Annotated in this window: 23 protein-coding genes; 7 read left to right on the top strand and 16 right to left on the bottom strand. The window is 33.2% G+C overall.

What is annotated here, in order from left to right; all coding sequences use genetic code 11:
* Positions 1-30: 30 nt before the first annotated feature.
* From hisC to hisG, 3 genes are read right to left on the bottom strand one after another with little or no spacing between them, the layout of a single operon-like run.
* A complete protein-coding gene (gene hisC / locus BC962_RS06055; RefSeq protein WP_121345024.1) occupies positions 31-1,080 on the bottom strand; it encodes a histidinol-phosphate transaminase in 1,050 nt (349 codons plus the stop codon).
* A complete protein-coding gene (gene hisD, locus BC962_RS06050) occupies positions 1,080-2,366 on the bottom strand; it encodes a histidinol dehydrogenase (RefSeq protein ID WP_121345023.1) in 1,287 nt (428 codons plus the stop codon). The genes hisC and hisD overlap by 1 nt, the downstream gene beginning before the upstream one ends.
* 17 nt (positions 2,367-2,383) lie before the next feature.
* A complete protein-coding gene (gene hisG, locus BC962_RS06045) occupies positions 2,384-3,247 on the bottom strand; it encodes an ATP phosphoribosyltransferase (RefSeq protein ID WP_121345022.1) in 864 nt (287 codons plus the stop codon).
* Between the two features lie 24 nt (positions 3,248-3,271).
* On the opposite strand from hisG, the gene BC962_RS16330 reads away from it, so the two are divergent.
* Complete coding sequence (locus tag BC962_RS16330; protein WP_183075459.1) at positions 3,272-3,412, top strand: hypothetical protein; 141 nt, start codon at positions 3,272-3,274, stop codon at positions 3,410-3,412.
* A gap of 74 nt (positions 3,413-3,486) precedes the next feature.
* Here BC962_RS16330 and BC962_RS06040 read toward each other — a convergent pair whose 3' ends face one another.
* From BC962_RS06040 to BC962_RS05990, 11 genes are all read right to left on the bottom strand, one after another.
* Positions 3,487-4,302, bottom strand: a complete 816-nt coding sequence (locus BC962_RS06040; RefSeq protein WP_121345021.1) for a prohibitin family protein — start codon at positions 4,300-4,302, stop codon at positions 3,487-3,489.
* Between the two features lie 19 nt (positions 4,303-4,321).
* Positions 4,322-6,367: a vWA domain-containing protein gene (locus BC962_RS06035; RefSeq protein ID WP_121345020.1), complete on the bottom strand. Its 2,046-nt coding sequence runs from the start codon at positions 6,365-6,367 to the stop codon at positions 4,322-4,324.
* 97 nt (positions 6,368-6,464) lie between these two features.
* Entirely contained in the window at positions 6,465-7,211 is a 747-nt protein-coding gene (gene fabG, locus BC962_RS06030) for a 3-oxoacyl-[acyl-carrier-protein] reductase (protein WP_121345019.1), read from the bottom strand.
* 302 nt (positions 7,212-7,513) lie between these two features.
* On the bottom strand, positions 7,514-8,398 hold the full coding sequence (sucD, locus tag BC962_RS06025; protein WP_121345018.1) for a succinate--CoA ligase subunit alpha: 885 nt from the start codon (positions 8,396-8,398) through the stop codon (positions 7,514-7,516).
* 59 nt (positions 8,399-8,457) lie between these two features.
* Positions 8,458-8,871, bottom strand: a complete 414-nt coding sequence (locus BC962_RS06020; protein ID WP_121345017.1) for a nuclear transport factor 2 family protein — start codon at positions 8,869-8,871, stop codon at positions 8,458-8,460.
* A 1-nt stretch (position 8,872) separates the two neighbouring features.
* A complete protein-coding gene (locus BC962_RS06015) occupies positions 8,873-9,808 on the bottom strand; it encodes a UDP-3-O-(3-hydroxymyristoyl)glucosamine N-acyltransferase (RefSeq protein WP_121345016.1) in 936 nt (311 codons plus the stop codon).
* Between the two features lie 130 nt (positions 9,809-9,938).
* Positions 9,939-10,505: an elongation factor P gene (gene efp / locus BC962_RS06010; RefSeq protein WP_121345015.1), complete on the bottom strand. Its 567-nt coding sequence runs from the start codon at positions 10,503-10,505 to the stop codon at positions 9,939-9,941.
* 11 nt (positions 10,506-10,516) lie between these two features.
* Complete coding sequence (lpxA, locus tag BC962_RS06005) at positions 10,517-11,302, bottom strand: acyl-ACP--UDP-N-acetylglucosamine O-acyltransferase (RefSeq protein ID WP_034925516.1); 786 nt, start codon at positions 11,300-11,302, stop codon at positions 10,517-10,519.
* Between the two features lie 6 nt (positions 11,303-11,308).
* Positions 11,309-12,709, bottom strand: coding sequence for a bifunctional UDP-3-O-[3-hydroxymyristoyl] N-acetylglucosamine deacetylase/3-hydroxyacyl-ACP dehydratase (locus BC962_RS06000; protein WP_121345014.1), 1,401 nt, complete (start codon positions 12,707-12,709; stop codon positions 11,309-11,311).
* A gap of 1 nt (position 12,710) precedes the next feature.
* Entirely contained in the window at positions 12,711-13,727 is a 1,017-nt protein-coding gene (lpxD, locus tag BC962_RS05995; protein ID WP_121345013.1) for a UDP-3-O-(3-hydroxymyristoyl)glucosamine N-acyltransferase, read from the bottom strand.
* A gap of 23 nt (positions 13,728-13,750) precedes the next feature.
* Positions 13,751-14,980: an HD domain-containing protein gene (locus BC962_RS05990; protein WP_121345012.1), complete on the bottom strand. Its 1,230-nt coding sequence runs from the start codon at positions 14,978-14,980 to the stop codon at positions 13,751-13,753.
* A gap of 123 nt (positions 14,981-15,103) precedes the next feature.
* Between BC962_RS05990 and porX the strand changes: the two genes are divergently transcribed.
* From porX to BC962_RS05965, 5 genes are all read left to right on the top strand, one after another.
* Positions 15,104-16,654, top strand: a complete 1,551-nt coding sequence (gene porX / locus BC962_RS05985) for a T9SS response regulator signal transducer PorX (protein ID WP_121345011.1) — start codon at positions 15,104-15,106, stop codon at positions 16,652-16,654.
* 43 nt (positions 16,655-16,697) lie between these two features.
* On the top strand, positions 16,698-17,102 hold the full coding sequence (gene tsaE, locus BC962_RS05980) for a tRNA (adenosine(37)-N6)-threonylcarbamoyltransferase complex ATPase subunit type 1 TsaE (RefSeq protein WP_121345010.1): 405 nt from the start codon (positions 16,698-16,700) through the stop codon (positions 17,100-17,102).
* A 364-nt stretch (positions 17,103-17,466) separates the two neighbouring features.
* A complete protein-coding gene (locus BC962_RS05975) occupies positions 17,467-18,069 on the top strand; it encodes a hypothetical protein (protein ID WP_121345009.1) in 603 nt (200 codons plus the stop codon).
* Positions 18,070-18,133: 64 nt separating this feature from the next.
* Positions 18,134-19,333: an alanine dehydrogenase gene (locus BC962_RS05970; protein ID WP_121345008.1), complete on the top strand. Its 1,200-nt coding sequence runs from the start codon at positions 18,134-18,136 to the stop codon at positions 19,331-19,333.
* Between the two features lie 3 nt (positions 19,334-19,336).
* Positions 19,337-19,714, top strand: a complete 378-nt coding sequence (locus tag BC962_RS05965) for a hypothetical protein (RefSeq protein ID WP_121345007.1) — start codon at positions 19,337-19,339, stop codon at positions 19,712-19,714.
* Positions 19,715-19,894: 180 nt separating this feature from the next.
* Here the strand turns inward: BC962_RS05965 and bcp are convergent, their stop codons facing one another.
* On the bottom strand, positions 19,895-20,350 hold the full coding sequence (gene bcp / locus BC962_RS05960) for a thioredoxin-dependent thiol peroxidase (RefSeq protein WP_121346022.1): 456 nt from the start codon (positions 20,348-20,350) through the stop codon (positions 19,895-19,897).
* 31 nt (positions 20,351-20,381) lie between these two features.
* On the opposite strand from bcp, the gene BC962_RS05955 reads away from it, so the two are divergent.
* Positions 20,382-21,041: an endonuclease III domain-containing protein gene (locus tag BC962_RS05955; RefSeq protein WP_121345006.1), complete on the top strand. Its 660-nt coding sequence runs from the start codon at positions 20,382-20,384 to the stop codon at positions 21,039-21,041.
* Positions 21,042-21,329: 288 nt separating this feature from the next.
* Here BC962_RS05955 and BC962_RS05950 read toward each other — a convergent pair whose 3' ends face one another.
* Entirely contained in the window at positions 21,330-21,914 is a 585-nt protein-coding gene (locus tag BC962_RS05950) for an RNA polymerase sigma factor (RefSeq protein WP_121345005.1), read from the bottom strand.
* Positions 21,915-21,998: the final 84 nt, after the last annotated feature.

The raw sequence follows: 21,998 nt of genomic DNA, 5'->3' as shown, positions 1-21,998 counted from the left end.
ACGCTGAGAGTGACGAAATAACATTAAGGTTCAATCTAAATTCTTTAAAACCTTAATTAATTTCAAATTTTCCTCTTTTGTCCCAATAGTGAATCGCAAAGTATTTTCGCAAAGTGGTTGTTTGGTCCTATTTCTAATTACTATGCCTTTACTTAATAATTGATTGTATCTCTTTAAAGCATCATCTACTTTAACAAGTAAAAAATTAGCATCGGACCTATAAATTTTTTTAATAAACTTTACTTCAAGTAATACTTTAGATAACGTGTCCCTTTCTATCAATATATCAGCTATTTCTCTATTTACTTCTGAAATATTCTGAAGCCTATATTGGGCTCTATTCTGAGTTAGTTCATTAACATTATATGGCGGCTTTATCTTATTAAGAACTGCTATTATTTCTTTGGAAGCATAACAAATTCCCAATCTAATTCCTGCCATCCCGAAAGCTTTAGAAAGAGTTTGTGTTATAATTAAGTTCGGATATTTATCTAAGTCTTCTATCCAACTTGCCTGTTCAGAAAAATCGATATATGCTTCATCTATAACTACAAGACCTTCAAATTTTTCTAATATTTCGGCGATATTTTTCCTGCTGAAAGAATTCCCTGTTGGATTATTTGGAGAACATAAAAAGATCAACTTCGTGTTTTTATCTACATTTTTAAAAATCTCATCCACATTAGGTTCAAAATCTCCAGTTAATAATACCTCTCTGCTTTCAATATTATTGATCCCAGCTAAAACATTGTACATTCCATAAGTAGGTGGCAATGTGATTATATTATCTTTTGCTGGCTCACAAAAAGCTCTATAAATAAGATCTAAAACTTCATCGCTCCCATTTCCTAATAGAATATTTTTAGTAGGAATATTCTTGATCTCTGCTAATTTCGATTTTAATTTCTTTTGCTGTGGATCTGGATATCTATTTACACCTGTTTCATTTGGGTTTTCGTTGGCATCCAAAAAGATCATTTTAGAACCCTCAGCAGTATATTCATCTCTGGCAGATGAATATGCTTCTAACGCTAAGACATTAGGCCTTACCAACTTATTTAATTCGAATACTTTCTCCATTATTTCTTCAGCTTATTAAGTCTTAAAGTAACTGCATTCTTATGAGCCTGAAGTCCTTCTGCCTCTGCCATGATCTCTATTGCAGGACCAATATTCCTAATTCCTTCTTCAGATATTTTCTGAAAAGTCATACTCTTCATAAAACTATCCAAATTTACACCGCTATATTGTTTAGCAAAGCCATTAGTTGGTAAGGTATGATTGGTCCCTGAAGCATAGTCTCCAGCACTTTCCGGAGTATAATTCCCAATAAACACAGAACCTGCATTAGCAACATTCTCTACATAGAAATCATTGTGGGCAGTACACACGATAAAATGTTCCGGACCATATTCATTGATAATTTCCATAGCTAATTGTTTACTCTCTAAGTAGATAAGTTTAGAATTAGCGATCGACTTTGCAGCCATTTCTTTTCTGGGCAAAATCTCTAACTGAAGTTCAATTTCTTTTTCTACATCTTCAATCATTTTTTCTGAAGTAGAGATAAGAATTACCTGACTATCTGCACCGTGTTCTGCCTGGCTAAGAAGATCTGAGGCAACGAAGGCAGCATCTGCTGTATCATCTGCAACCACAAGTAATTCCGAAGGTCCAGCAGGCATATCTATCGCGACATGAAACTTTGTAGCTAATTGCTTAGCAACGGTCACAAATTGATTCCCTGGTCCAAATATTTTATATACTTTCGGGACCGTCTCTGTTCCAAATGTTAAGGCGGCTATTGCTTGAATCCCTCCAATCTTAAAAATCTTATCTACTCCGCAAAGTGCAGCAGTATAAAGAATTACTGGATTGATCTCTCCATTTTTATCTGGAGGAGTACACAACACGATCTCTTTACATCCAGCAATGTTAGCTGGAATTGCGAGCATTAAAATAGTGGAGAATAATGGCGCATTGCCTCCCGGAATATAAAGTCCTACCTTCTGAATAGGACGTTTTTCTTGCCAGCAATCCACTCCTTTAGAAGTGGTTACTTCTACTCTTTGTGTTTTTTGAGCTTTATGAAATTTTTCAATATTAGATTTTGCTAACTGTATCGCATCCTTCAAATTAGAACTAATAGCAGCTTTGGCAACTTCAATATCTTCAGTAGAAACTTTAAAGTTATCTAATTTTATACCATCAAAAAGATCGGTATATTTTGCAACTGCAACATCCCCTTTAGACCTAACTTCAGAAAAAATATCATTTACAGTTAACTCTATATCCTCGAGAGTTTGAGTTGGTCTTTGCAATAAAGCTTCCCAATCTTCTTTATTTGGATTATATATTTTATTCATATTATAAAGAATTCAAATTAAAGAACCATTTTTTCGATTGGTGCAACTAAAATCCCTTCTGCTCCAAGTTCTTTCAATTCCTGTATTATTTCCCAGAATCTATCTTCTTGAATAACGGTATGTATAGAACTCCAACCTTTTTCTGCTAAAGGCAATACTGTAGGACTTCTCATACCTGGCAATAAATTAATGATCTCTTCTAACTTATCATCTGGAGCATTTAAAAGAATATATTTTGAAGTTCTTGCATTAAGTACAGATTTCAATCTGAATTCCAATTTGTTTAGGATCGTTCTTCTGGCTTCAGAAATATTTGGAGCAACTGCAAGAACAGCCTCGCTCTTCATCATTACCTCTACTTCCTTTAGATTGTTCTTAAACAATGTATTTCCACTAGATACGATGTCACAGATAGCATCTGCCAAACCTATATTTGGAGCAATTTCTACAGAACCATTAATAATGTGTAAATCTGCTGTTATTCCTTTTTTCTTTAGAAATGTATTTAAGGTATTAGGATAAGATGTAGCTATTCTTTTTCCTGCTAGATCCTCTATTCCATTATACTTAGCAGACTTAGGAATAGCCAGAGAAACTCTACATTTTGAGAAACCTAATTTTAATGATTGCACTATATCGTCTCCTTTTTCTTCTAACACATTTTCTCCTAAAAATGCGATATCTACTACTCCATCTCTTAGATATTGAGGAATGTCACCATTCCGAAGATATAATACCTCAATTGGAAAATTAGAGGAAGTGGCTTTTAATTGTTCCTTACCATTATCTATAGAGATGCCAGCATCTTTTAAAATTTTTAGGGAATCTTCATTTAATCTTCCTGCTTTCTGAATTGCAATTCTTAGTTTTTCTTTATTCATCTTTTTAATTTCTTAAAGTTTTATTTGAAAACCAAACAGGAAACAAAAAACCCGTTCGATTGCTCAAACGGGTTTTTATATATGTTGAATTTACTACATATCAAAATCACCTCGCCAGAGCGCAGTAGTGAAAATGATGATGATGTAGTTGTATTGTTTTCATAATAAAAGCAAATCTAGCGCATTTTTTTTAAAACAAAAATTCGTTTCGATAAATTTATGACTTGATTAATCTATTTTTAGTTGTTTCCAAGGATCAAAGGCATTCCACTTTCTCCAGAACCAATCACTACCACCTTGGCATTAGGTGACTTAGCCAGCTCTACAGTTGCTTGAATTCCTTTTTCCATTAAAATTTGATCGTTCAACGAAGCACTAAGAATTTCATTGGCTTTGGCTTTACCTTCAGCATCAATACGTTGTCTTTGCGCCTCTTGTGTAGCTTTAGTTAGTCTAAATTCATACTCTAAAGACTCTTGTTCTTGTCTCAGTTTTCTTTCAATAGCCTCTTTAATGTTCTGTGGTAGAGAAACATCTCTTACCAATACTTCATTTACCTGAACATATTGATCTTTTAATAAGATTTTTGTCTCATCCAAAATCTCTTTCTGGATAGCTTCACGTTTACTAGCATATAATTGTTCTGGAATATATCTTCCTACAACTGCTCTAGCTGCAGATCTAACCGCAGGTTGTAGCACTCGGGCAACATACATTTCACCTTTTTCTTGATGTAAAGAACCTAGATCTGCAAACGCTGGCTCGTACCAAACGGAAACATCCAATTTGATCTCCAATCCATTCGAAGATAACACTTGCATTTTTTCTTCTAGAGCTTGTTGTCTTACTTCGTAAACAAAAACGTCATTCCAAGGAGCAACAACATGAAAACCTTCTCCTAAGGGAGGACCATCAGTAACAACTCCACCATCAAAGGTTTTATATAATACTCCAGCTTCTCCAGAATTAATTGTGATTGTAGATTTTGCGATTAAAATAATTAAGATGACCGCAACAATTAAAATTGGTAATCCAATCTTTGGTAATTTATCCATAAATATATATTTGTGATTATTAAATTAATCCGAAATACTTTCTTGTAAACCACTCGGCACTAAGACTTAGCACTAATAGGATAAGTAAATATTTCCAATCGATTAAAGGTACGGTTTTTTCATCGCTTTTTTGTACCGAAACAAAGCGTTTATCACCAGTTAAAGCCTTAATTATCTTCAATTCTTCCCCAAGTAAATAGGTTTGACCTGAATTGTTACTTGCCAGAAAATTCATTTTACTAAAATTAGCGGAAGTGAACTGTTGTTCAAGGTTATATTCCAAAACTTGAAAACTTCCTTTTTGCACGATTCCAGTGGTCTCTTCTCTAATTGTAAACTGGTACTCACCAAAACTAAGGCCATCCAATTCTACCTTATAAAAATTAGAACTTGGCAGCATCTGAGCCTCTATTGTTTCTTTGGAATCTATATTTTTGATATTAATAGAAAGATCTACATCTGGTGAAAAAATATAATTCTGATCAAAGAACTGAGCAGTAACTAGTATTTGTTCATTTTCTAAATAGACAGATTCAAGATTATAAGTTAGCCGATCGCGCTTTTTAGAGGCCGATAAATACTGGATTAGCTTATTCCAAAAGTTATCTATACGTTCGAAATTACCTGTAAGCCGAAAACTTTCTAAACGCCATTTCCAAAGGTTCTCTCCAAACAAAACGCCTGTCTTTAAATTACTGGTTTCAAATATGCTCAATAATGCTTGCTGAGTTTCTATGCCTTCAAGTTTTTGATATAGTAACGTGTTTCCACTTTCAGCAGCTAGTTTTAAAGTCCCAAAGCTATCTTCCAAAGGAGGAAAATTCGAAAATCCAATATCTCCTGATTGATACTGAAGGAAGTTTTCATTATAAACTGGAAACAGATCTTGTGTTTGGTTAGAGAGCGTTTTGGAGAAATATTGCTGAGCATTATTCAAGAAATTCCAATCTGTTTTAGTACCAGTAATGATTAACCGATTGATGTTCTTCTTATCTAGTTCCTTTAATATTATATTAAACTTATTATTTGGCTGATACAATATAACTAATTGATAATCATTAATTTCTGAAATATCAAAACCATCTATATCTTTTAATTTTACCTCTCTCTGTTTGTTATTTTCTATAGATTTTTTGAGTGCTCCAATATCCGGATGTGAAATATCGGAAAGTAAAAGAATATTGGTTCTTTCGTCTATAACTTCTACAGCAAATTTCCTATTGTTATTAATGAGATTTTTTTCATTCTGGGGGGAAGTAATGCTCGCTTCATAAATTCTAGTACCAAGTTGCTTAGCAGTTAGAGTTGTGTTAATGATTTCTGAAGCATGTTCATTATCAAAATCCAGCGTTTTATTAAAGAGCGTGGTGTTTCCTTGTTTTAATTGAAAATTGGCTTTTATAGCATCTCCTCCAGTATAGTTAAGCAGGATTTCAACGGGAAATTCATTGTTTAAAAAAGCATACTTATTAACATTTACCGAATTTATTGAAAGATCAACACTAGTGGCAGTATCGCCAGCAACTACAGAGTTTAAAGTGAACTTATCATTTAATTTTGTAAATTCATAATCCTGTCCATAAGTGGAATTTCCATCTGAAATTAGTAATAGTGCCGTAGATTTATCCTTATATAACTTATTAAGTTGAGAGATCGCTTTGTAAATATCAGTCTTATTTCTATCGATCTTTATGCTATCATTATTCTCAGGCTCAATATTACCTCCAAAATTATAAACTGAAATATCGAAATTTTCATTTAAGACCTTATTATCCTTAAAGTTTTTAACCAAAGAATTTATACTATCTATTTTGCCCAAATTTCCTATAGATTCAGATCGATCTATAGCCAATACAAGTTCAGGTTTAATAGTTTCAAATTCAGTATGTCTTATTTTGGGGTTTATAAGCAGGATTAACAATGTGAAAATACTTATAAAGCGTATCACTCCTAGAAAATAGGTTTGCCTTCCCCGATTCTTCACTTTGAAGAAATAGGTAAAAAAAATAAACCCTAACGCAAATACTGCAGCTAGGGTTAGATATAAAATTGTTGATATCGGCATTTTTAAAAATCGAATTCAGCAAATAAATAATTTTATTTCCCGTTAAAAATCATTTGTCCAGAATTATACGGCAAATAATTTTAATTCTAAAAATCTTCTAAGTAAGCATTCCACCGTTTACATGAATTACCTGCCCAGTAACATAACTACTTAGATCACTTGCAAGGAAAACACATGCGTTTGCAATATCTTCTGGAGTTCCACCTCTTTTCAAAGGAATAGATTCTCTCCAACCTTCAACGGTCTTCTCATCTAACTTTTCAGTCATTTCAGTTTCTATGAACCCAGGAGCAATAACATTAGTTCTAATGTTTCTTGAACCTAATTCTAAAGCCATAGATTTAGAGAACCCAATGATACCAGCTTTAGAAGCTGCGTAATTGGACTGTCCAGCATTACCCTTAACACCTACCACGGAACTCATGTTAATTATACTCCCTGATCGTTGCTTTAGCATAGTACGCTGCACTGCTTTAGTCATATTAAAAACCGACTTTAAGTTCACATCTATAACAGCATCAAAATCTTCTTCTGTCATTCTCATTAGAAGATTATCCTTTGTAATTCCTGCATTATTAATAACGATATCTATCGCACCAAATTCTTCAGCAACATTTTTAATTAGCTCTTGTGCTTCTTCATAATTAGCAGCATTAGATTTATAACCTTTAGCTTTTACACCTAGGCTACTTAATTCCTGTTCTAACTCATTAGCTGCATTTACAGATGATGCGTAGGTGAAAGCTATATTTGCTCCATGTTTTGCAAACACTTCAGCAATACCTTTACCAATACCTCTACTACCACCTGTGATAATAGCATTTTTACCTTCTAATAACTTCATATAAATAATTCTTTAATCCTTATTATGGGTTTATAATTCCACGAAGTCTACCCAATATAATTTTGCGGACTTCCCTCCATTTTTTAAATATCTTTAAATTCTAACACTACTATTAATAAGTCAGTTTTAGACTCTCAAAAAATTAAGTTCGAAAACCATTCTTATAGGCGTTAAAAATCTAAAATTCTTAATTGATTCAAATATAACAAAACCAAAAAGCATTAAAATAAAAAAACCTCTTGAAATTACTCATTTACTGAGGAATTAAGAGGTTTTTTTAAAATATATTGACTTGTTGCTAACTATGCATTCACAGAGTTAAGAACTTCTGCAACTTTTTTTCCAATTTCTGCAGGTGAATCTACAACATGAATCCCATTTTCTCTAAGAATTGCTTTCTTAGCTTGCGCAGTATCTTCACTACCACCTACAATTGCTCCGGCATGTCCCATTGTACGTCCTGCTGGTGCAGTTTCACCTGCAATAAAACCAATAACTGGTTTTCTGTTTCCATTAGCTTTGATCCATTGAGCAGCATCTGCTTCTAATTGACCACCAATTTCCCCAATCATAACGATACATTCCGTTTCATCATCATTCATTAACAATTCCACTGCTTGTTTCGTTGTAGTTCCAATAATTGGATCTCCACCAATTCCAATAGCAGTAGATATTCCTAAACCTTGTTTTACAACCTGATCTGCAGCTTCATAAGTAAGTGTTCCAGATTTAGAAACGATACCTACTTTACCTTTCTTAAAAACAAAACCTGGCATAATTCCAACTTTTGCTTCTCCTGGAGTAATTACACCAGGACAGTTAGGTCCTACAAGTCTGCAAGATTTATTTTTAATATAATTACTTACTTTGATCATATCTGCAACTGGAATACCTTCAGTAATTGTAATAATAACTTCAATTCCAGCATCTGCAGCTTCCATTATAGCATCTGCAGCAAATGCAGGTGGTACAAAAATTATGGAAACATTTGCTCCCGTTTCTTTTACTGCTTGAGAAACAGTATTAAAAACTGGCTTATTTAAATGGGATTGCCCACCTTTTCCTGGAGTAACTCCTCCAACAACATTGGTCCCATATTCTATCATTTGTTCAGCATGAAATGTACCTTCACTTCCTGTAAAACCCTGAACTAATATCTTTGAATCTTTATTAACTAAAACGCTCATAATTGTTATAATTTTTGCTTTGCAAAAGTAGGTTTTTAAATAGAAACCTTAAAACCTTTTTATAAATTAATTGCCATAAAGGAAGTAAGGTTATCGGGAGAATCATCTGCCGGTTGGCTCATTTGATATCCTTTGTACATTTTCCCATCTTTTATTTCCCAAATAGCAACCATGTGCGTCATTGGAATTTCTTCATCAGGATTCTCAATAGTTTTAGTAAAGAAGGTAATTCTAATGGTTACTGTTTTATCATCTTGTAGTAAATGACTTATTTCCGGTCTGATATATTCAAAAGACTTTGCCATTTCTGTACAAATTTCCTCAAGATCTTTGACGTTCATCTTGTTGAAACCTGCACTACTGTTCCAAAACAACTCTGCATCAGGATGAAAATGTTTAGATACTTGGGATGGGTCTTTATAAAATTCTGAAGTATAAAATGATTCTACAAGTTGTTTTTCGCTTGAAGCCATATTATTTATGTTTTAATTTATCTATGATTCCGGGAAGCATTTTTACTGCCGCCATCTGTCTTAATTTTGTTCTGAATTCCTGAGCAGGAGACCCCCAATAACTCGTGTTTTCTTCAGTAGTTTTAGAAACACCAGATTGAGCCATTAATTGGGTTCCTTTTTTAATTCTCACATCGCTTCTAATTCCCACTTGTCCCCAAATAATAACTTCATCTTCTATAATAACACAGCCAGCTATACCGGTTTGTGAAGCTATAAGACATTTTTTACCAATTATGGTATCATGTCCTATTTGAACCTGATTATCTAATTTTGTTCCGGCTCCAATAAAGGTATCGCCAGTAACTCCTTTATCTATAGTGCATAATGCGCCAATTTCCACATCATGATCTATAACTACTCTTCCCCCAGAAAGTAATTTATCATATCCGGAAGGTCTAGTTTTAAAATAAAAGGCATCTGCTCCTAAAACGGTACCGGCATGTATTGTTACGTTATTTCCTATAATTGCATTATCGTAGATACATACATTAGGATGGATCATACAATTATCCCCAATTTTTACATTATTACCTATAAAAACATTTGGCTGAATTATTGTGTTTTTACCAATTTGGGCTGAATCTGCAATTTTGGAATTTGCTTTTTCAAAAGGTTTGAAGTATTGAGTTAACTTGTTGAAATCTCTAAAAGGATCATCTGAAATAAGAAGCGCTTTCCCCTGTGGACATTCTACTTCTTTATTTATCAAAATAATAGTTGCTGCCGAATTCAAGGCCTTGTCATAATATTTTGGATGATCTACAAAAACAATATCGCCTTCTGTTACTACATGTATCTCATTCATTCCGAAAACCGGAAAATCAGATTCCCCTACATAGGTAGAAGATATGATGGTAGCTATTTGTTGAAGCGTATGCTTCTGTGGAAATTTCATATTTTAAGCAAAACAATTAAGTTATTGTAAACGAGATCAAACATAAGTGTTATTCATTAAAAAACAAAAGTTAGGAACATTAATTATAATGCTCCTAACTTTAATAAATTATAACGAAATCTTACCGGATTTATTCTTTAACTCGCTCCTTGTAAGTTCCTTTATCGGTTTCAATTTTAATCTTATCTCCTTCATTGATAAAAAGAGGAACATTTACCTCTGCACCAGTTTCTACCGTTGCTGGTTTCGTTGCATTTGTAGCAGTATTTCCTTTCAATCCAGGTTCTGTATGAGTTACCTCTAAAATAACACTTGCAGGCATATCTACAGTAAGAGGCATATTGTCTTCAGTATTTATTAATACAGTAACAATTTCACCCTCTTTAAGCAGTTTAGGCATGTCTAAAGCATTTTCTAAGAGACGAATCTGCGTATAATCCTCTACATTCATGAAATGATAAAATTCTCCATCGTGATACAAGAATTGAAACTTATGAGTTTCTACCCGCACGTCTTCAATTTTATGTCCTGCAGAAAAAGTATTATCTAAAACTTTCCCTGATGTTACACTTTTTAATTTAGTTCTAACAAAAGCAGGTCCCTTCCCTGGTTTAACGTGTAAAAACTCTATAACTTTATAGATGTCATGATTATAACGGATACATAATCCATTTCTAATATCACTTGTACTTGCCATTATTTTTTAATTTAATTTGAACTAAAATATCCTTTCATAATTCCTCGTTGTGAGTTCTTAATAAATTCTAAGATCTCGTCACGCTCTGCTGTTGCTTGCATCTCTGCTTCAATTATAGCCACTGCTTGCGAATTATTATAATTTTTTTGATATAATATCCTATAGATATCTTGTATCTCTCTAATTTTTTCAACATTAAAACCACGTCTTCTAAGACCAATAGAATTAATTCCTACATAAGAAAGTGGTTCTCGTCCAGCCTTTACAAATGGTGGAACATCTTTTCTAACCATAGAGCCACCAGTTACAAATGCATGGTTACCTATGCTACAAAATTGTTGAATAGCAGCCATTCCAGCTAATATTACATAATCTCCAACGTTAATGTGGCCAGCTAAGGTACTATTGTTGGAAAAGATGCAGTTATCTCCCACTATGCAATCATGGGCGATATGGCAATAGGCCATAATCCAACAGTTCTTACCAATTACGGTCTTCATTCTGTCTGTAGTCCCACGATTAATGGTCACACATTCACGTATTGTTGTATTATCCCCTATTTCTGTTGTTGTCTCTTCATCATTGAATTTTTTATCCTGTGGCACAGCAGAAATAACTGCTCCAGGAAAAATACTGCAATTCTTCCCTATTCTAGCACCTTCCATAATGGTAACATTAGAACCTATCCAAGTTCCTTCCCCGATCACAACATTATTATGAATAGTGGTAAAAGGCTCTATAACAACATTTTTCGCAATTTTTGCTCCAGGATGTACGTAAGCTAAAGGCTGATTCATAATAACTTATTTATTTTTTACAATTTGAGCCATTAAAATAGCTTCTGTTACTAATTTACCATTTACATAGGCATAGCCTTGCATTTGGCAAATTCCTCTCCTTATTGGGGCTAATAATTCTAATTTAAAGATCAATGTATCTCCCGGAACCACTTGTTGTTTAAATTTTACATTATCTATTTTCATAAAAAATGTAAGATAATTTTCTGGATCTGGTACAGATTTCAAAGCTAGGATCCCTCCTGTTTGCGCCATTGCTTCTACTTGTAAAACTCCAGGCATAACAGGTTTTCCAGGGAAATGACCCACGAAAAATGGCTCATTCATGGTAACATTTTTCATTCCTATTACACATGTTGGGGTAAGAGAATAAATTTTGTCTACCAATAAAAATGGTGCACGGTGTGGTAAAATATTCATGATGTCATTGACATCCATCAATGGCGGTTTATCAAAATCTATTTTAGGAACATTATTTCTACGTTCCGTTTTAATGATCTTAGCAAGCTTTTTAGCAAATTGGGTATTTACTTCATGTCCTGGTTTTGTAGCAATTACCTTCCCTCTAATACGAGTACCTATTAAAGCTAGATCACCAAGAACATCTAGTAATTTATGCCTAGCTGCTTCATTTGGATAATGCAAAGTAAGATTATCTAGAATTCCATTAGGTTTCACTGAAATATTATCCTTTTTAAAGGCAGTTCTCAGTTTGGCCATTGTTTCTGGACTCAGTTCTTTATCTACATAAACAATTGCATTGTTTAAATCTCCGCCCTTAATTAGTCCATGTTCTAATAAGGTTTCAATTTCGTGCAGAAAACTAAAAGTACGAGCATCGGCAATTTCAGATTTAAAATCTGATAACTTATTTAGCGAAGCATTTTGGGTGCCTAGAACTTTAGTTCCAAAATCCACCATCGTGGTTACTTGATAAGTATCAGATGGCATAATGATTAACTCACTACCAGTGGCTTCATCTTTAAAGCAAATTACTTCACTTACAATAAATTCGTCTCTATCTGCTTCTTGAGTTACTATTCCCGCTGCTTCTAAAGCCTCCACAAAAAATTTGGAAGAACCATCCATTATAGGAGGTTCGGAAGCATTTAGCTCTATAATAACATTATCTATTTCTAAACCTACACATGCTGCAAGCACATGTTCTGAAGTTTGAATGGTGATTCCATCTTTTTCTAGATTGGTACCACGCTGCGTATTTACAACATAAGTAACATCTGCCTCAATTGTAGGTTGGTTTTCTAAGTCCATTCTCTTAAAAACATAACCTGTATTTTCGGCTGCCGGCTTAAAAGTAAGTGTAACTTCCTTGCCTGTATGAAGTCCAACCCCTTTTAAAGAGATCTCATTCACTATAGTTTGCTGTTTTGAAAGGATTTCACCCATTCTATAATTTTTTTTCTATTTTATTTAATCTATTAACAATTTTCGGGAGATTTTTAAAGTGCACATAAGACTTATTGAAATCTCCATACCCAAATGCAGGTGAACCTTGAATTACTTCATCATCTGCTATATTTCTTCCTATTCCAGACTGTGCTTGAATTTTAACTCTATCTCCAATGGTTAAATGACCAGCTAATCCAACTTGCCCGCCAATAAGACAATTTTCACCGATCTTGGTAGAACCTGCGATCCCGGTTTGCGCCGCAATTGCTGTATTTTTACCGATCTCTACATTATGGGCGATCTGAATTTGATTATCCAGTTTAACGCCACTTCTAATTATAGTAGAACCTAAAGTGGCTCTGTCTATTGTGGTACCGGCTCCAATATCTACATTATCTTCTACAATAACATTTCCAATTTGCGGAACTTTATGATACTCTCCACTATCGCTAGGGCTAAATCCAAAACCATCTGCACCCACAACAACTCCTGCATGTAACACACAGAAATTTCCAATAATAGTTTCAGAATAAATTTTTACTCCAGGAAAGATAACTGTATTATCTCCTATAGTAACATTATCGCCTATATAAGTATTTGGGTAAATTTTTACATCAGCTCCAATTTTTACATTTTCGCCGATATATGTAAAAGCCCCCAAATATATATTCTCACCATAAGTGGAGGAAGCTGCAACGTAATTAGGTTGTTCTATCCCTGTTTTGTTCAATTTCACTTGATTATAATACTCAAGCAAAGTAGAAAAGGCCTTATATGGATCTTTAACTCTAATTAATGTGGTTTCTATATCTTGATCTATGCTAAAATCATCACTAACTATCGCAATAGAAGCATTCGTAGAATATATATAAGAGGTATACTTAGGGTTACTTAAAAAAGTAAGAGAACCTTCAGTGCCTTCTTCAATTTTCGCCAATCTATCAACTTCTGTATCGGGATCCCCATCAACAGTACCATTTAATAATTCGGCAATTTGTGCTGCAGTAAATTTCATTCTGGCAAAAGTAAAAAAAATTGTTAACGTATGGTCTTTGGATAACAGATATAATATTTAGTTACTTCTGTAGATAGTGCAACCAAATTTAATTGATCTGAAGCTTTAGCCACATCACTTATCTTTCCATTTCTATGTAATATTCGAATTTTGTCGTTGTCACTTGAATAAGCAACATTGGAAATCTCTCCACTAAACACAAAATAATTCGCTTCTTCTTCGGTTATTGAATATTTCTTCTGAAGTGATAACGCATATTTCTGTAGTTTCTCTGGATTGATCTTTTTCTTTTTCAACTTCACTTTCAGCAGATCTCGATTTAGTAACATTTTACATAAATTACTCAATACAAAATCGTCATATTCCATCCATTCTTTCATTGCTGAAACTATATCGTAATCATCTAACTTTGCAAATGTTTTTAAGGTATCTGAATCAAACTTATCTAAGGTAACTTTAGTGTGTAAGAAATAAGATAATGCTGGACTACTAGATAAATTTTCTCCGCGTTCTATTAATTCCTTTGCTCTTTTTAATACTCTAATAAGTAATTGTTCTGCAGCAACACCAGTTTTATGTAAATAGACTTGCCAATACATTAATCTTCTTGCTACCAAGAATTTCTCTACAGAATAAATCCCTTTTTCCTCTATTACAATATGATCATCCACCACATTTAACATAGTAATTATACGCTCACTATTGATGTTACCTTCCGGCACCCCCGTATAAAAGCTATCCCTTTTTAAATAGTCTAATCTATCCATATCTAACTGACTAGATACTAACTGATTCATGAATTTTCTAGGATAACTACCTTGAAAAATTGAAATCGCTAAAGTTAAACTTTGGTTAAATTCAGCATTCATTTTCTCCATAAATAAGAGCGAGATACATTCATGAGAAACACCTTCTACAATGCTATGTTCCATTGCATGAGAGAAAGGTCCATGGCCTATATCATGTAATAAAATGGCTATTTGCAGGCCTTCTTCTTCCTCAGCACTTATCTTAATCCCTTTAAAACGAAGAATCTCTATTGCCTGCTGCATTAAATGTAAACCACCCAAAGCATGATGAAATCTTGTATGATGTGCTCCTGGATAAACTAAATAAGACATTCCCATTTGTGAAATGCGGCGCAATCTTTGAAAGTAAGGATGTGCAATAATCTTAAAGATACGTTCCGATGGAATAGTAATAAAACCGTAAATTGGATCGTTAAATATTTTGAGTTTTGTTCGTTTAGCCAAGCTTAAAATTCTTTAGAATTATAACAAAGATACATATATGATGTCCAAAATGGACACATGATAACTAATAGCAAGAAAACAGTGCGATTTTTAAAGCTGCTTTCAATTATAAATTCCATTTAAATGAATAAAATTAAAATACTTTGGGCAGATGATGAAATAGACATGCTTAAACCACATATCATCTTTTTAGAATCAAAAAACTATGAAGTTACTACCTGTAAAAGTGGTACTGAAGCTATAGAACAAATAGATACGCAGAATTTCGATATTGTTTTCTTAGATGAAAACATGCCAGGGTTAACCGGATTGGAAACTTTATCTGAAATAAAAGAAAAGCGGGCAGATATGCCCATAGTCATGATCACCAAAAGTGAAGAGGAATATATAATGGAAGAAGCTATTGGATCTAAAATAGCCGACTATCTTATAAAACCCGTAAACCCTAATCAGATCCTTCTAAGTTTAAAGAAGAATCTGGATCATTCCAGATTGATAACAGAAAAAACTACTTCCAACTACCAACAGGAGTTTCGTAAGATCTCTATGGATATGAATGATGTTAACTCTTTTGAAGGATGGGCAGAATTATATCAGCGACTTATTTACTGGGAATTGGAATTGGAAACTATAGAAGATAGTGGAATGTTCGAAATTTTGGAGTCTCAAAAGCTAGAAGCCAACAATCAGTTTTGCAAGTTTGTAGATAAGAACTATCCAGATTGGTTTGAGAAAAATGCTGATGCACCAATTATGTCTCATACCTTGTTCAAAGAAAAAATAGTCCCAGAGATTAGTAAAAGTCAGCCCACTCTTTTAATAGTAGTTGATAATATGAGATATGATCAGTGGAAATCTTTTGAACCCACGATTAACAACTATTATAAGAAGGAGCAAGAAACACCATTTTATAGCATACTTCCTACTGCAACCCAATATGCAAGAAATGCTATTTTTAGTGGATTAATGCCAAGCGATATGGAAAAATTGTTTCCAAATTACTGGCTTAACGATACTGAAGATGGAGGGAAAAATATGTTTGAAGCAGAATTTTTAGATGCTCAGTTAAAAAGATTAGGATTAGATATTAAATCTGAATACCATAAGATCACAAGTCTTAAAGGAGGGAAAAAGTTGGTAGAGAATTTTAAAACGCAAAAAGAAAACGATCTAACTGTAGTGGTTTATAATTTCGTGGATATGCTATCTCATTCCAAAACCGAAATGGAAGTGATCAAAGAATTAGCTTCTAATGATAAATCTTATAGATCCTTAACTCAAAGTTGGTTCAAAAACTCTCCGTTGTTAGAAATTATTCAGCAAGCACAGCAATTAGGATTTAAATTGATCTTAACTACAGATCATGGAACTATAAATGTAAAAACACCATCCAAAGTAATAGGAGACAAAAACACCAGTTTAAACCTTAGATACAAGACAGGGAAAAGTCTTACTTATGATAATAAGGATGTGTTAGCAGCAAAAGATCCTAAGAAAATTCATTTACCAACAATAAATATGAGTAGTTCTTTCATATTTGCTAAAGGAGATTCCTTTTTTGCCTACCCAAATAATTACAATTATTATGTGAATTATTTTAGAAATACCTACCAACATGGAGGGGTTTCTATGGAGGAAATGATCATCCCATTCGTGGTCTTATTGCCTAGGTAATAATAAATTACATATCTTTACAGAGCCTAAAATCTAATTTTGAATGACGTTAACCTACGAGCTATCAGAAATTGATAGAATAGCTGTGCAATTACTTTCCGAAGTTAATAGTAAAACGCTATTATTTTATGGGGATATGGGTGCCGGTAAAACCACAATTATCAAAGCACTTGTAAAAGCCCTTGGCGCGCCAGATCTGGCGTCTAGCCCCACTTTCTCACTAGTTAATGAATATCAAACAGATCAAGGGAAGATCTTTCATTTCGATTTTTATAGAATTGAAGATGAAATGGAAGCTCTGGATATGGGAATCGAGGATTATTTAAATCTTGATACCTGGAAATTTATTGAATGGCCTCAAAAAATAGAGAAATTATTAGATGAGGATGTTCAAAAACTGGAAGTTTTGATCATTAATGAAGGGACTAGAATGTTAAAGTTTTGTTAAGTATTTCTAGAAAGCGTCAGATTTCCCTCCAAACAGTGGTGTAAGAAAAATAACACAAAATGACCCCATATGAAAGGTGGGATTTTAATAAATTCGTAATTCAGCGAAAGATGATGATTTTTAGCTTATTTTTGACAAGTAAAATTGCCAGAAATACAGGCTATTTTTGCCTCGAAAAAAGGTGCAAAGGTACGATTAAGGTGTTAAACATTAGCATTTTATAATAGCATAGGTTTGTTTCAGAAATCAATACGAAACTTAACATAAAAACCTATTATTATGAAAATCAAAGCTATCTTATTCGCCGCAGCCATTTTTGGTGCAACATTTTTTGTAACTTCAACTACAGAAAACGATAATAATAATGATCCAATTCAAAAACAAGCAGTTGATAGAAGGCTCCTCAAGATTCCTACTAACGGGTAGTATATTAGCTTTTTTAATAGCTTTTTCACCATACATTTTTTATTTATATGAAATTTTCCCAAGCGGTCCAGTTTGGGAAAATTCTTTTTTTATATATGAAAGTAAATATTATGGAAGTGTAAACGTTGCAATGTGGACTTATTTTGGTAAAATAACTCCTTTATTTCTTCTGTTGATATGGTTTTTCACCTGTAAGCACTGGTGGTATCATGCTATTTTAATCCCTATTTCCATGTATGCATACCAAATTGTAAGTACTGTATATGATGACGTCTATCAAGAAAAACCTGTGAGCTTTGATACTGATGGATTAATTTATCTTGCTCCTTTTTTCATTGGAATTCTGGTTATAGTATATTTAGTACGTATCCAAATATTCGATAGGATTTACGGAATAGATCTAAGTGAATTAAATGAAACTGATGTTACTGTATTTTCAAAGAAAATGTCCACTAATGAACAAAAGGAAGTAGATAATGTAAGGCATCAAGGTTTTAATTTTAGACCAGAGCCTACAGAAGATTATTATCAAAAACTTTAATTAAATAAGACTTCTTTATTTGCCTAAAAATGTTGTAATTTGAATCTTTTGTACAACTAAAGGCATGATAGATAAACCATCTCCATTTACCAAAGAACAATTAATTCCGCAGGAAGAAACTCTGGAAATATATAAGCATAAAGGAGAGCTATTTATTGGCATTCCAAAAGAAACATCATACCAAGAAAAACGTGTATGTTTAACTCCAGATGCTGTTGCAGCTATTACTGCTCATGGCCATAGGGTTATTATAGAGTCTAATGCCGGGAAATGGGCGAGATTTAGTGATAAGGATTATTCCGATGCTGGTGCAGAGGTTACAAAAGACACAAAAAAAGTATTCTCCTGCCCTACTATACTTAAAGTAGAGCCACCATCCAGCGAGGAACTGGAAATGATAAATTCTCAAACTACTATCATTTCTGCATTGCAATTAAAAACACAGTGCAAAGAATATTTTCAAAAATTAGCAACCAAAAGAATTACAGCACTTGGATTTGAATTCATTAGAGACGATGATGGATCTTATCCCGCAGTTAGAGCTTTAAGTGAAATTGCAGGGACCGCCTCTGTTTTAATTGCTTCAGAAATAATGAGTAATTATACTGAGGGAAATGGCTTGTTATTCGGGAACATAAGCGGTGTTCCACCAGTAGAAGTCGTGATCTTAGGAGCTGGAACCGTTGGAGAATTTGCGGCACGTTCTGCTGTTGGATTGGGAGCTAATGTAAAAGTTTTTGATAGCAGTCTTACCAAGTTACGTAACATTCAAACAAATATTGGCAGAACTCTTTACACTTCTACAATTCAGCCAAAGAATCTTACAAAGGCTTTACGAAGATGTGATGTTCTAATTGGTGCTGTTAGGGGAAAAAATCGTTCCCCGATATTGATCTCAGATGAAATGGTACAGAGCATGAAAAATGGTTCTGTAATTATAGATGTGAGTATAGATATGGGAGGTTGTGTGGAAACTAGTGAGATCACTACTCACGACAGGCCTATATTTAAAAAACATGGAGTTATTCATTATTGTGTGCCTAATATTCCATCCAGATATGCCAGGACAGCTTCGGTTTCCATAAGCAATATATTTACCCCTTATCTTTTACATATTGCAGAACAAGGTGGACTTGAAAATACTTTGAGATATGACAAAGGTTTGCGAAATGGATTGTACTTTTACCACGGAATTTTAACCAACAAATCTATTGCAGACTGGTTTGATCTTTCTTACCGGGATATCAATTTACTTATATTTTAATTTATGAATTTTATTCAAAGACTAGGTTTTTTCTCTGTGGGGCTAATCATGGGAATTGGAATACTTATGTTCTTTTTGGGAGGAAAAAAAGCATCATGCGATTACTCTCCAAATGCCAGAACCCTTAAGAACATTAGAAATAAAGAACGTGTGTTTTCTGAAAATGCACTTATTAATTTTTCTGATAATAGTCTAGATACTTCCGCAGTTACAACCATCTTAAAAAGTGGAAACGTAGACTTTGGTAAAAGTGACACTAAAAAAGAATCTTGTAAGGTTTATTTTATTACTGAAGAGTTAGAGTCTGGGGAATTTGAAGTAGAGATTGAAAATTGTCGTGATAAGGCGATTATTAAATCTGTTCAGAAAATAAAACAATGATCTGGTACATAGATTTTCAGCTATCTAAAGTTTGAAAATTCTATTAGTTGAATATTCAAATATAAAATCCCAAAGTTCCGATAACTATCAGGACTTTGGGGTTTTATATTCTAAACAGGCTCCTATGTATATAATTATCGAGACCTCTTGTTTCTAATAAAATAAGATCTATTACTTCACTTAACTTTGTAATATCTGGGAAGTATGATCTTTAGTTTTTACTTTAGTAATAATTTCTTCGATCAATCCATTTTCATCAATAATAAAAGTGGTTCTATTTATCCCTTCATATTCTTTTCCCATAAATTTCTTCGGACCCCAAACTCCGTAAGCTTCTATTACTTCTTTATCCTCATCTGCCAATAAAGGAAATGGTAAATCATATTTATTTTTAAAATTAGATTGCCTTTTTTCACTGTCTGCACTTGCACCTAATATCTGATATCCTTTTTCCTGAAACTGTTCCCAATTATCTCTCAAATTACAAGCTTCTGCCGTACAACCTGGAGTACTCGCTTTTGGATAAAAGAACAAAACAACTTTTTTGCCTTTATAATCTTTCAGACTTATAGTATTTCCATCCTGATCTTTTACTGAAAATTCTGGAGCGGTGTCTCCTACTTTTAATTTTATCATTATTCTTATTTTAGCCATAAATTTAAGCATTATGAATAAGCAGGAAAAGGTTCAGTTCGTTATAGATACGTTAAATGATATTTATACAGAAGTTCCTATCCCCTTGGATCATAAAGATCCGTATACTTTATTGATCGCTGTTCTAATGTCTGCGCAATCTACAGATGTAAAGGTGAATCAAATCACCCCTTTATTATTTGATCGAGCAGATAATCCTTATGATATGATAAAATTATCTGTAGAGGAGATTCGGGAAATCATAAAACCTGTAGGTTTATCGCCAATGAAAGCAAAGGGTATTTATGGACTTTCCCATATTTTAATTGATAAATATAATGGACTAGTTCCAGCTAGTTTTGAAGCTTTAGAATCTTTACCAGCAGTTGGGCATAAAACAGCTAGTGTAGTAATGTCTCAAGCCTTTGGGATTCCTGCGTTCCCTGTAGATACACATATACATAGATTAATGTATAGATGGAACTTAACTAATGGTAAAAATGTGGTGCAAACCGAAAAAGATGCTAAAAGATTATTTCCAAAAGAACATTGGAATAAATTGCATCTGCAAATAATATTTTATGGAAGGCAATATTCTCCTGCTCGAGCCTGGAATTTAGAAAAGGATATTATCACAAAAACAATAGGAAGAAAGCAAGTTCTTGATGAGTATTATAAAAGCAAATTAAAATGAGAATTTAAAATTCCTAAAAGAACTACAACTTTTTTATAAAAAATAAAAAGACCCGCTCTTAAGCAGGTCTTTTTTTATCTAATTTAAAATTGTCTCAAAGCTCAACTGCTTATACTTAGTTATACGCAGGGCTTTAGAATAATTTAAAAGGAACTGCAAGGTTTCCTTTTTAGGGTTTAATTTGTTCAATTGTTCTCCTTTCGAAGTTTTAGTGTAAAGGTGCTTCATTTTTGGTCAACGTTTAGTTAGTTTAAATGAAGAACGTATTTAAAGTAGTCTTATTGTAAATTAATTTGTTAAAATCAAGTTATGTTTTTCAATTAATTTTCTCAAATTTATTAAAGCATAACGCATTCTCCCTAAAGCTGTATTAATACTAACCCCAGTGCTTTCAGAAATCTCCTTAAAACTCATGTCTTTATAGATACGCATAGTTAAAACCTCCAACTGATCTTCTGGTAATTCTTTAATTAATTCCTGAACATCAGACTCTATTTGATCTTTTATTATTTGCTTTTCTATATTTAGATCTCCATCACTTAATACAGAGAAAATATTAAAATCCCCATTGTTCTCGAACATAGGCATTCTTTTATTTCGTCTAAAGTGATCTATCACCAAATTATGTGCAATACGCATTACCCAAGGTAAAAACTTACCTTCTTCATTATATTTTCCTCTTTTAAGGGTATTGATGACTTTTATAAAAGTATCTTGAAAAACATCTTCAGATACATCTTTATCAAAAACCTTAGAATAGATGAAACTATAAATGCGTTGTTGATGTCTATTTATTAAAGTGGAAAGTGCATTTTCATTCCCTTGAATATATTCTTGCACTAGTGCAGCATCAGTTGCCTTAATGTAATCCATAATAGTTACTTTATTATCGGGTATATAAGAATACCGTCCGGTTAGATTTTTAACTTAAAAAGTAACTTTATGCAATAGGCAATA

It is taken from the genome of Gillisia mitskevichiae (assembly GCF_003634585.1).
Lineage (GTDB): Bacteria > Bacteroidota > Bacteroidia > Flavobacteriales > Flavobacteriaceae > Gillisia > Gillisia mitskevichiae.
Note: the sequence above shows the minus strand (reverse complement) of the source record. Positions and strands in the feature narration are given on the sequence as shown.

Coding starts and splice junctions, on each gene's coding strand:
- hisC (WP_121345024.1), bottom strand. CDS start 1,080: ATGGAGAAAGTATTCGAATTAAATAAGTTGGTAAGGCCTAATGTCTTA.
- hisD (WP_121345023.1), bottom strand. CDS start 2,366: ATGAATAAAATATATAATCCAAATAAAGAAGATTGGGAAGCTTTATTG.
- hisG (WP_121345022.1), bottom strand. CDS start 3,247: ATGAATAAAGAAAAACTAAGAATTGCAATTCAGAAAGCAGGAAGATTA.
- BC962_RS06040 (WP_121345021.1), bottom strand. CDS start 4,302: ATGGATAAATTACCAAAGATTGGATTACCAATTTTAATTGTTGCGGTC.
- BC962_RS06035 (WP_121345020.1), bottom strand. CDS start 6,367: ATGCCGATATCAACAATTTTATATCTAACCCTAGCTGCAGTATTTGCG.
- fabG (WP_121345019.1), bottom strand. CDS start 7,211: ATGAAGTTATTAGAAGGTAAAAATGCTATTATCACAGGTGGTAGTAGA.
- sucD (WP_121345018.1), bottom strand. CDS start 8,398: ATGAGCGTTTTAGTTAATAAAGATTCAAAGATATTAGTTCAGGGTTTT.
- BC962_RS06020 (WP_121345017.1), bottom strand. CDS start 8,871: ATGGCTTCAAGCGAAAAACAACTTGTAGAATCATTTTATACTTCAGAA.
- BC962_RS06015 (WP_121345016.1), bottom strand. CDS start 9,808: ATGAAATTTCCACAGAAGCATACGCTTCAACAAATAGCTACCATCATA.
- efp (WP_121345015.1), bottom strand. CDS start 10,505: ATGGCAAGTACAAGTGATATTAGAAATGGATTATGTATCCGTTATAAT.
- lpxA (WP_034925516.1), bottom strand. CDS start 11,302: ATGAATCAGCCTTTAGCTTACGTACATCCTGGAGCAAAAATTGCGAAA.
- BC962_RS06000 (WP_121345014.1), bottom strand. CDS start 12,709: ATGGGTGAAATCCTTTCAAAACAGCAAACTATAGTGAATGAGATCTCT.
- lpxD (WP_121345013.1), bottom strand. CDS start 13,727: ATGAAATTTACTGCAGCACAAATTGCCGAATTATTAAATGGTACTGTT.
- porX (WP_121345011.1), top strand. CDS start 15,104: ATGAATAAAATTAAAATACTTTGGGCAGATGATGAAATAGACATGCTT.
- tsaE (WP_121345010.1), top strand. CDS start 16,698: ATGACGTTAACCTACGAGCTATCAGAAATTGATAGAATAGCTGTGCAA.
- BC962_RS05975 (WP_121345009.1), top strand. CDS start 17,467: ATGATCCAATTCAAAAACAAGCAGTTGATAGAAGGCTCCTCAAGATTC.
- BC962_RS05970 (WP_121345008.1), top strand. CDS start 18,134: ATGATAGATAAACCATCTCCATTTACCAAAGAACAATTAATTCCGCAG.
- BC962_RS05965 (WP_121345007.1), top strand. CDS start 19,337: ATGAATTTTATTCAAAGACTAGGTTTTTTCTCTGTGGGGCTAATCATG.
- bcp (WP_121346022.1), bottom strand. CDS start 20,350: ATGATAAAATTAAAAGTAGGAGACACCGCTCCAGAATTTTCAGTAAAA.
- BC962_RS05955 (WP_121345006.1), top strand. CDS start 20,382: ATGAATAAGCAGGAAAAGGTTCAGTTCGTTATAGATACGTTAAATGAT.
- BC962_RS05950 (WP_121345005.1), bottom strand. CDS start 21,914: ATGGATTACATTAAGGCAACTGATGCTGCACTAGTGCAAGAATATATT.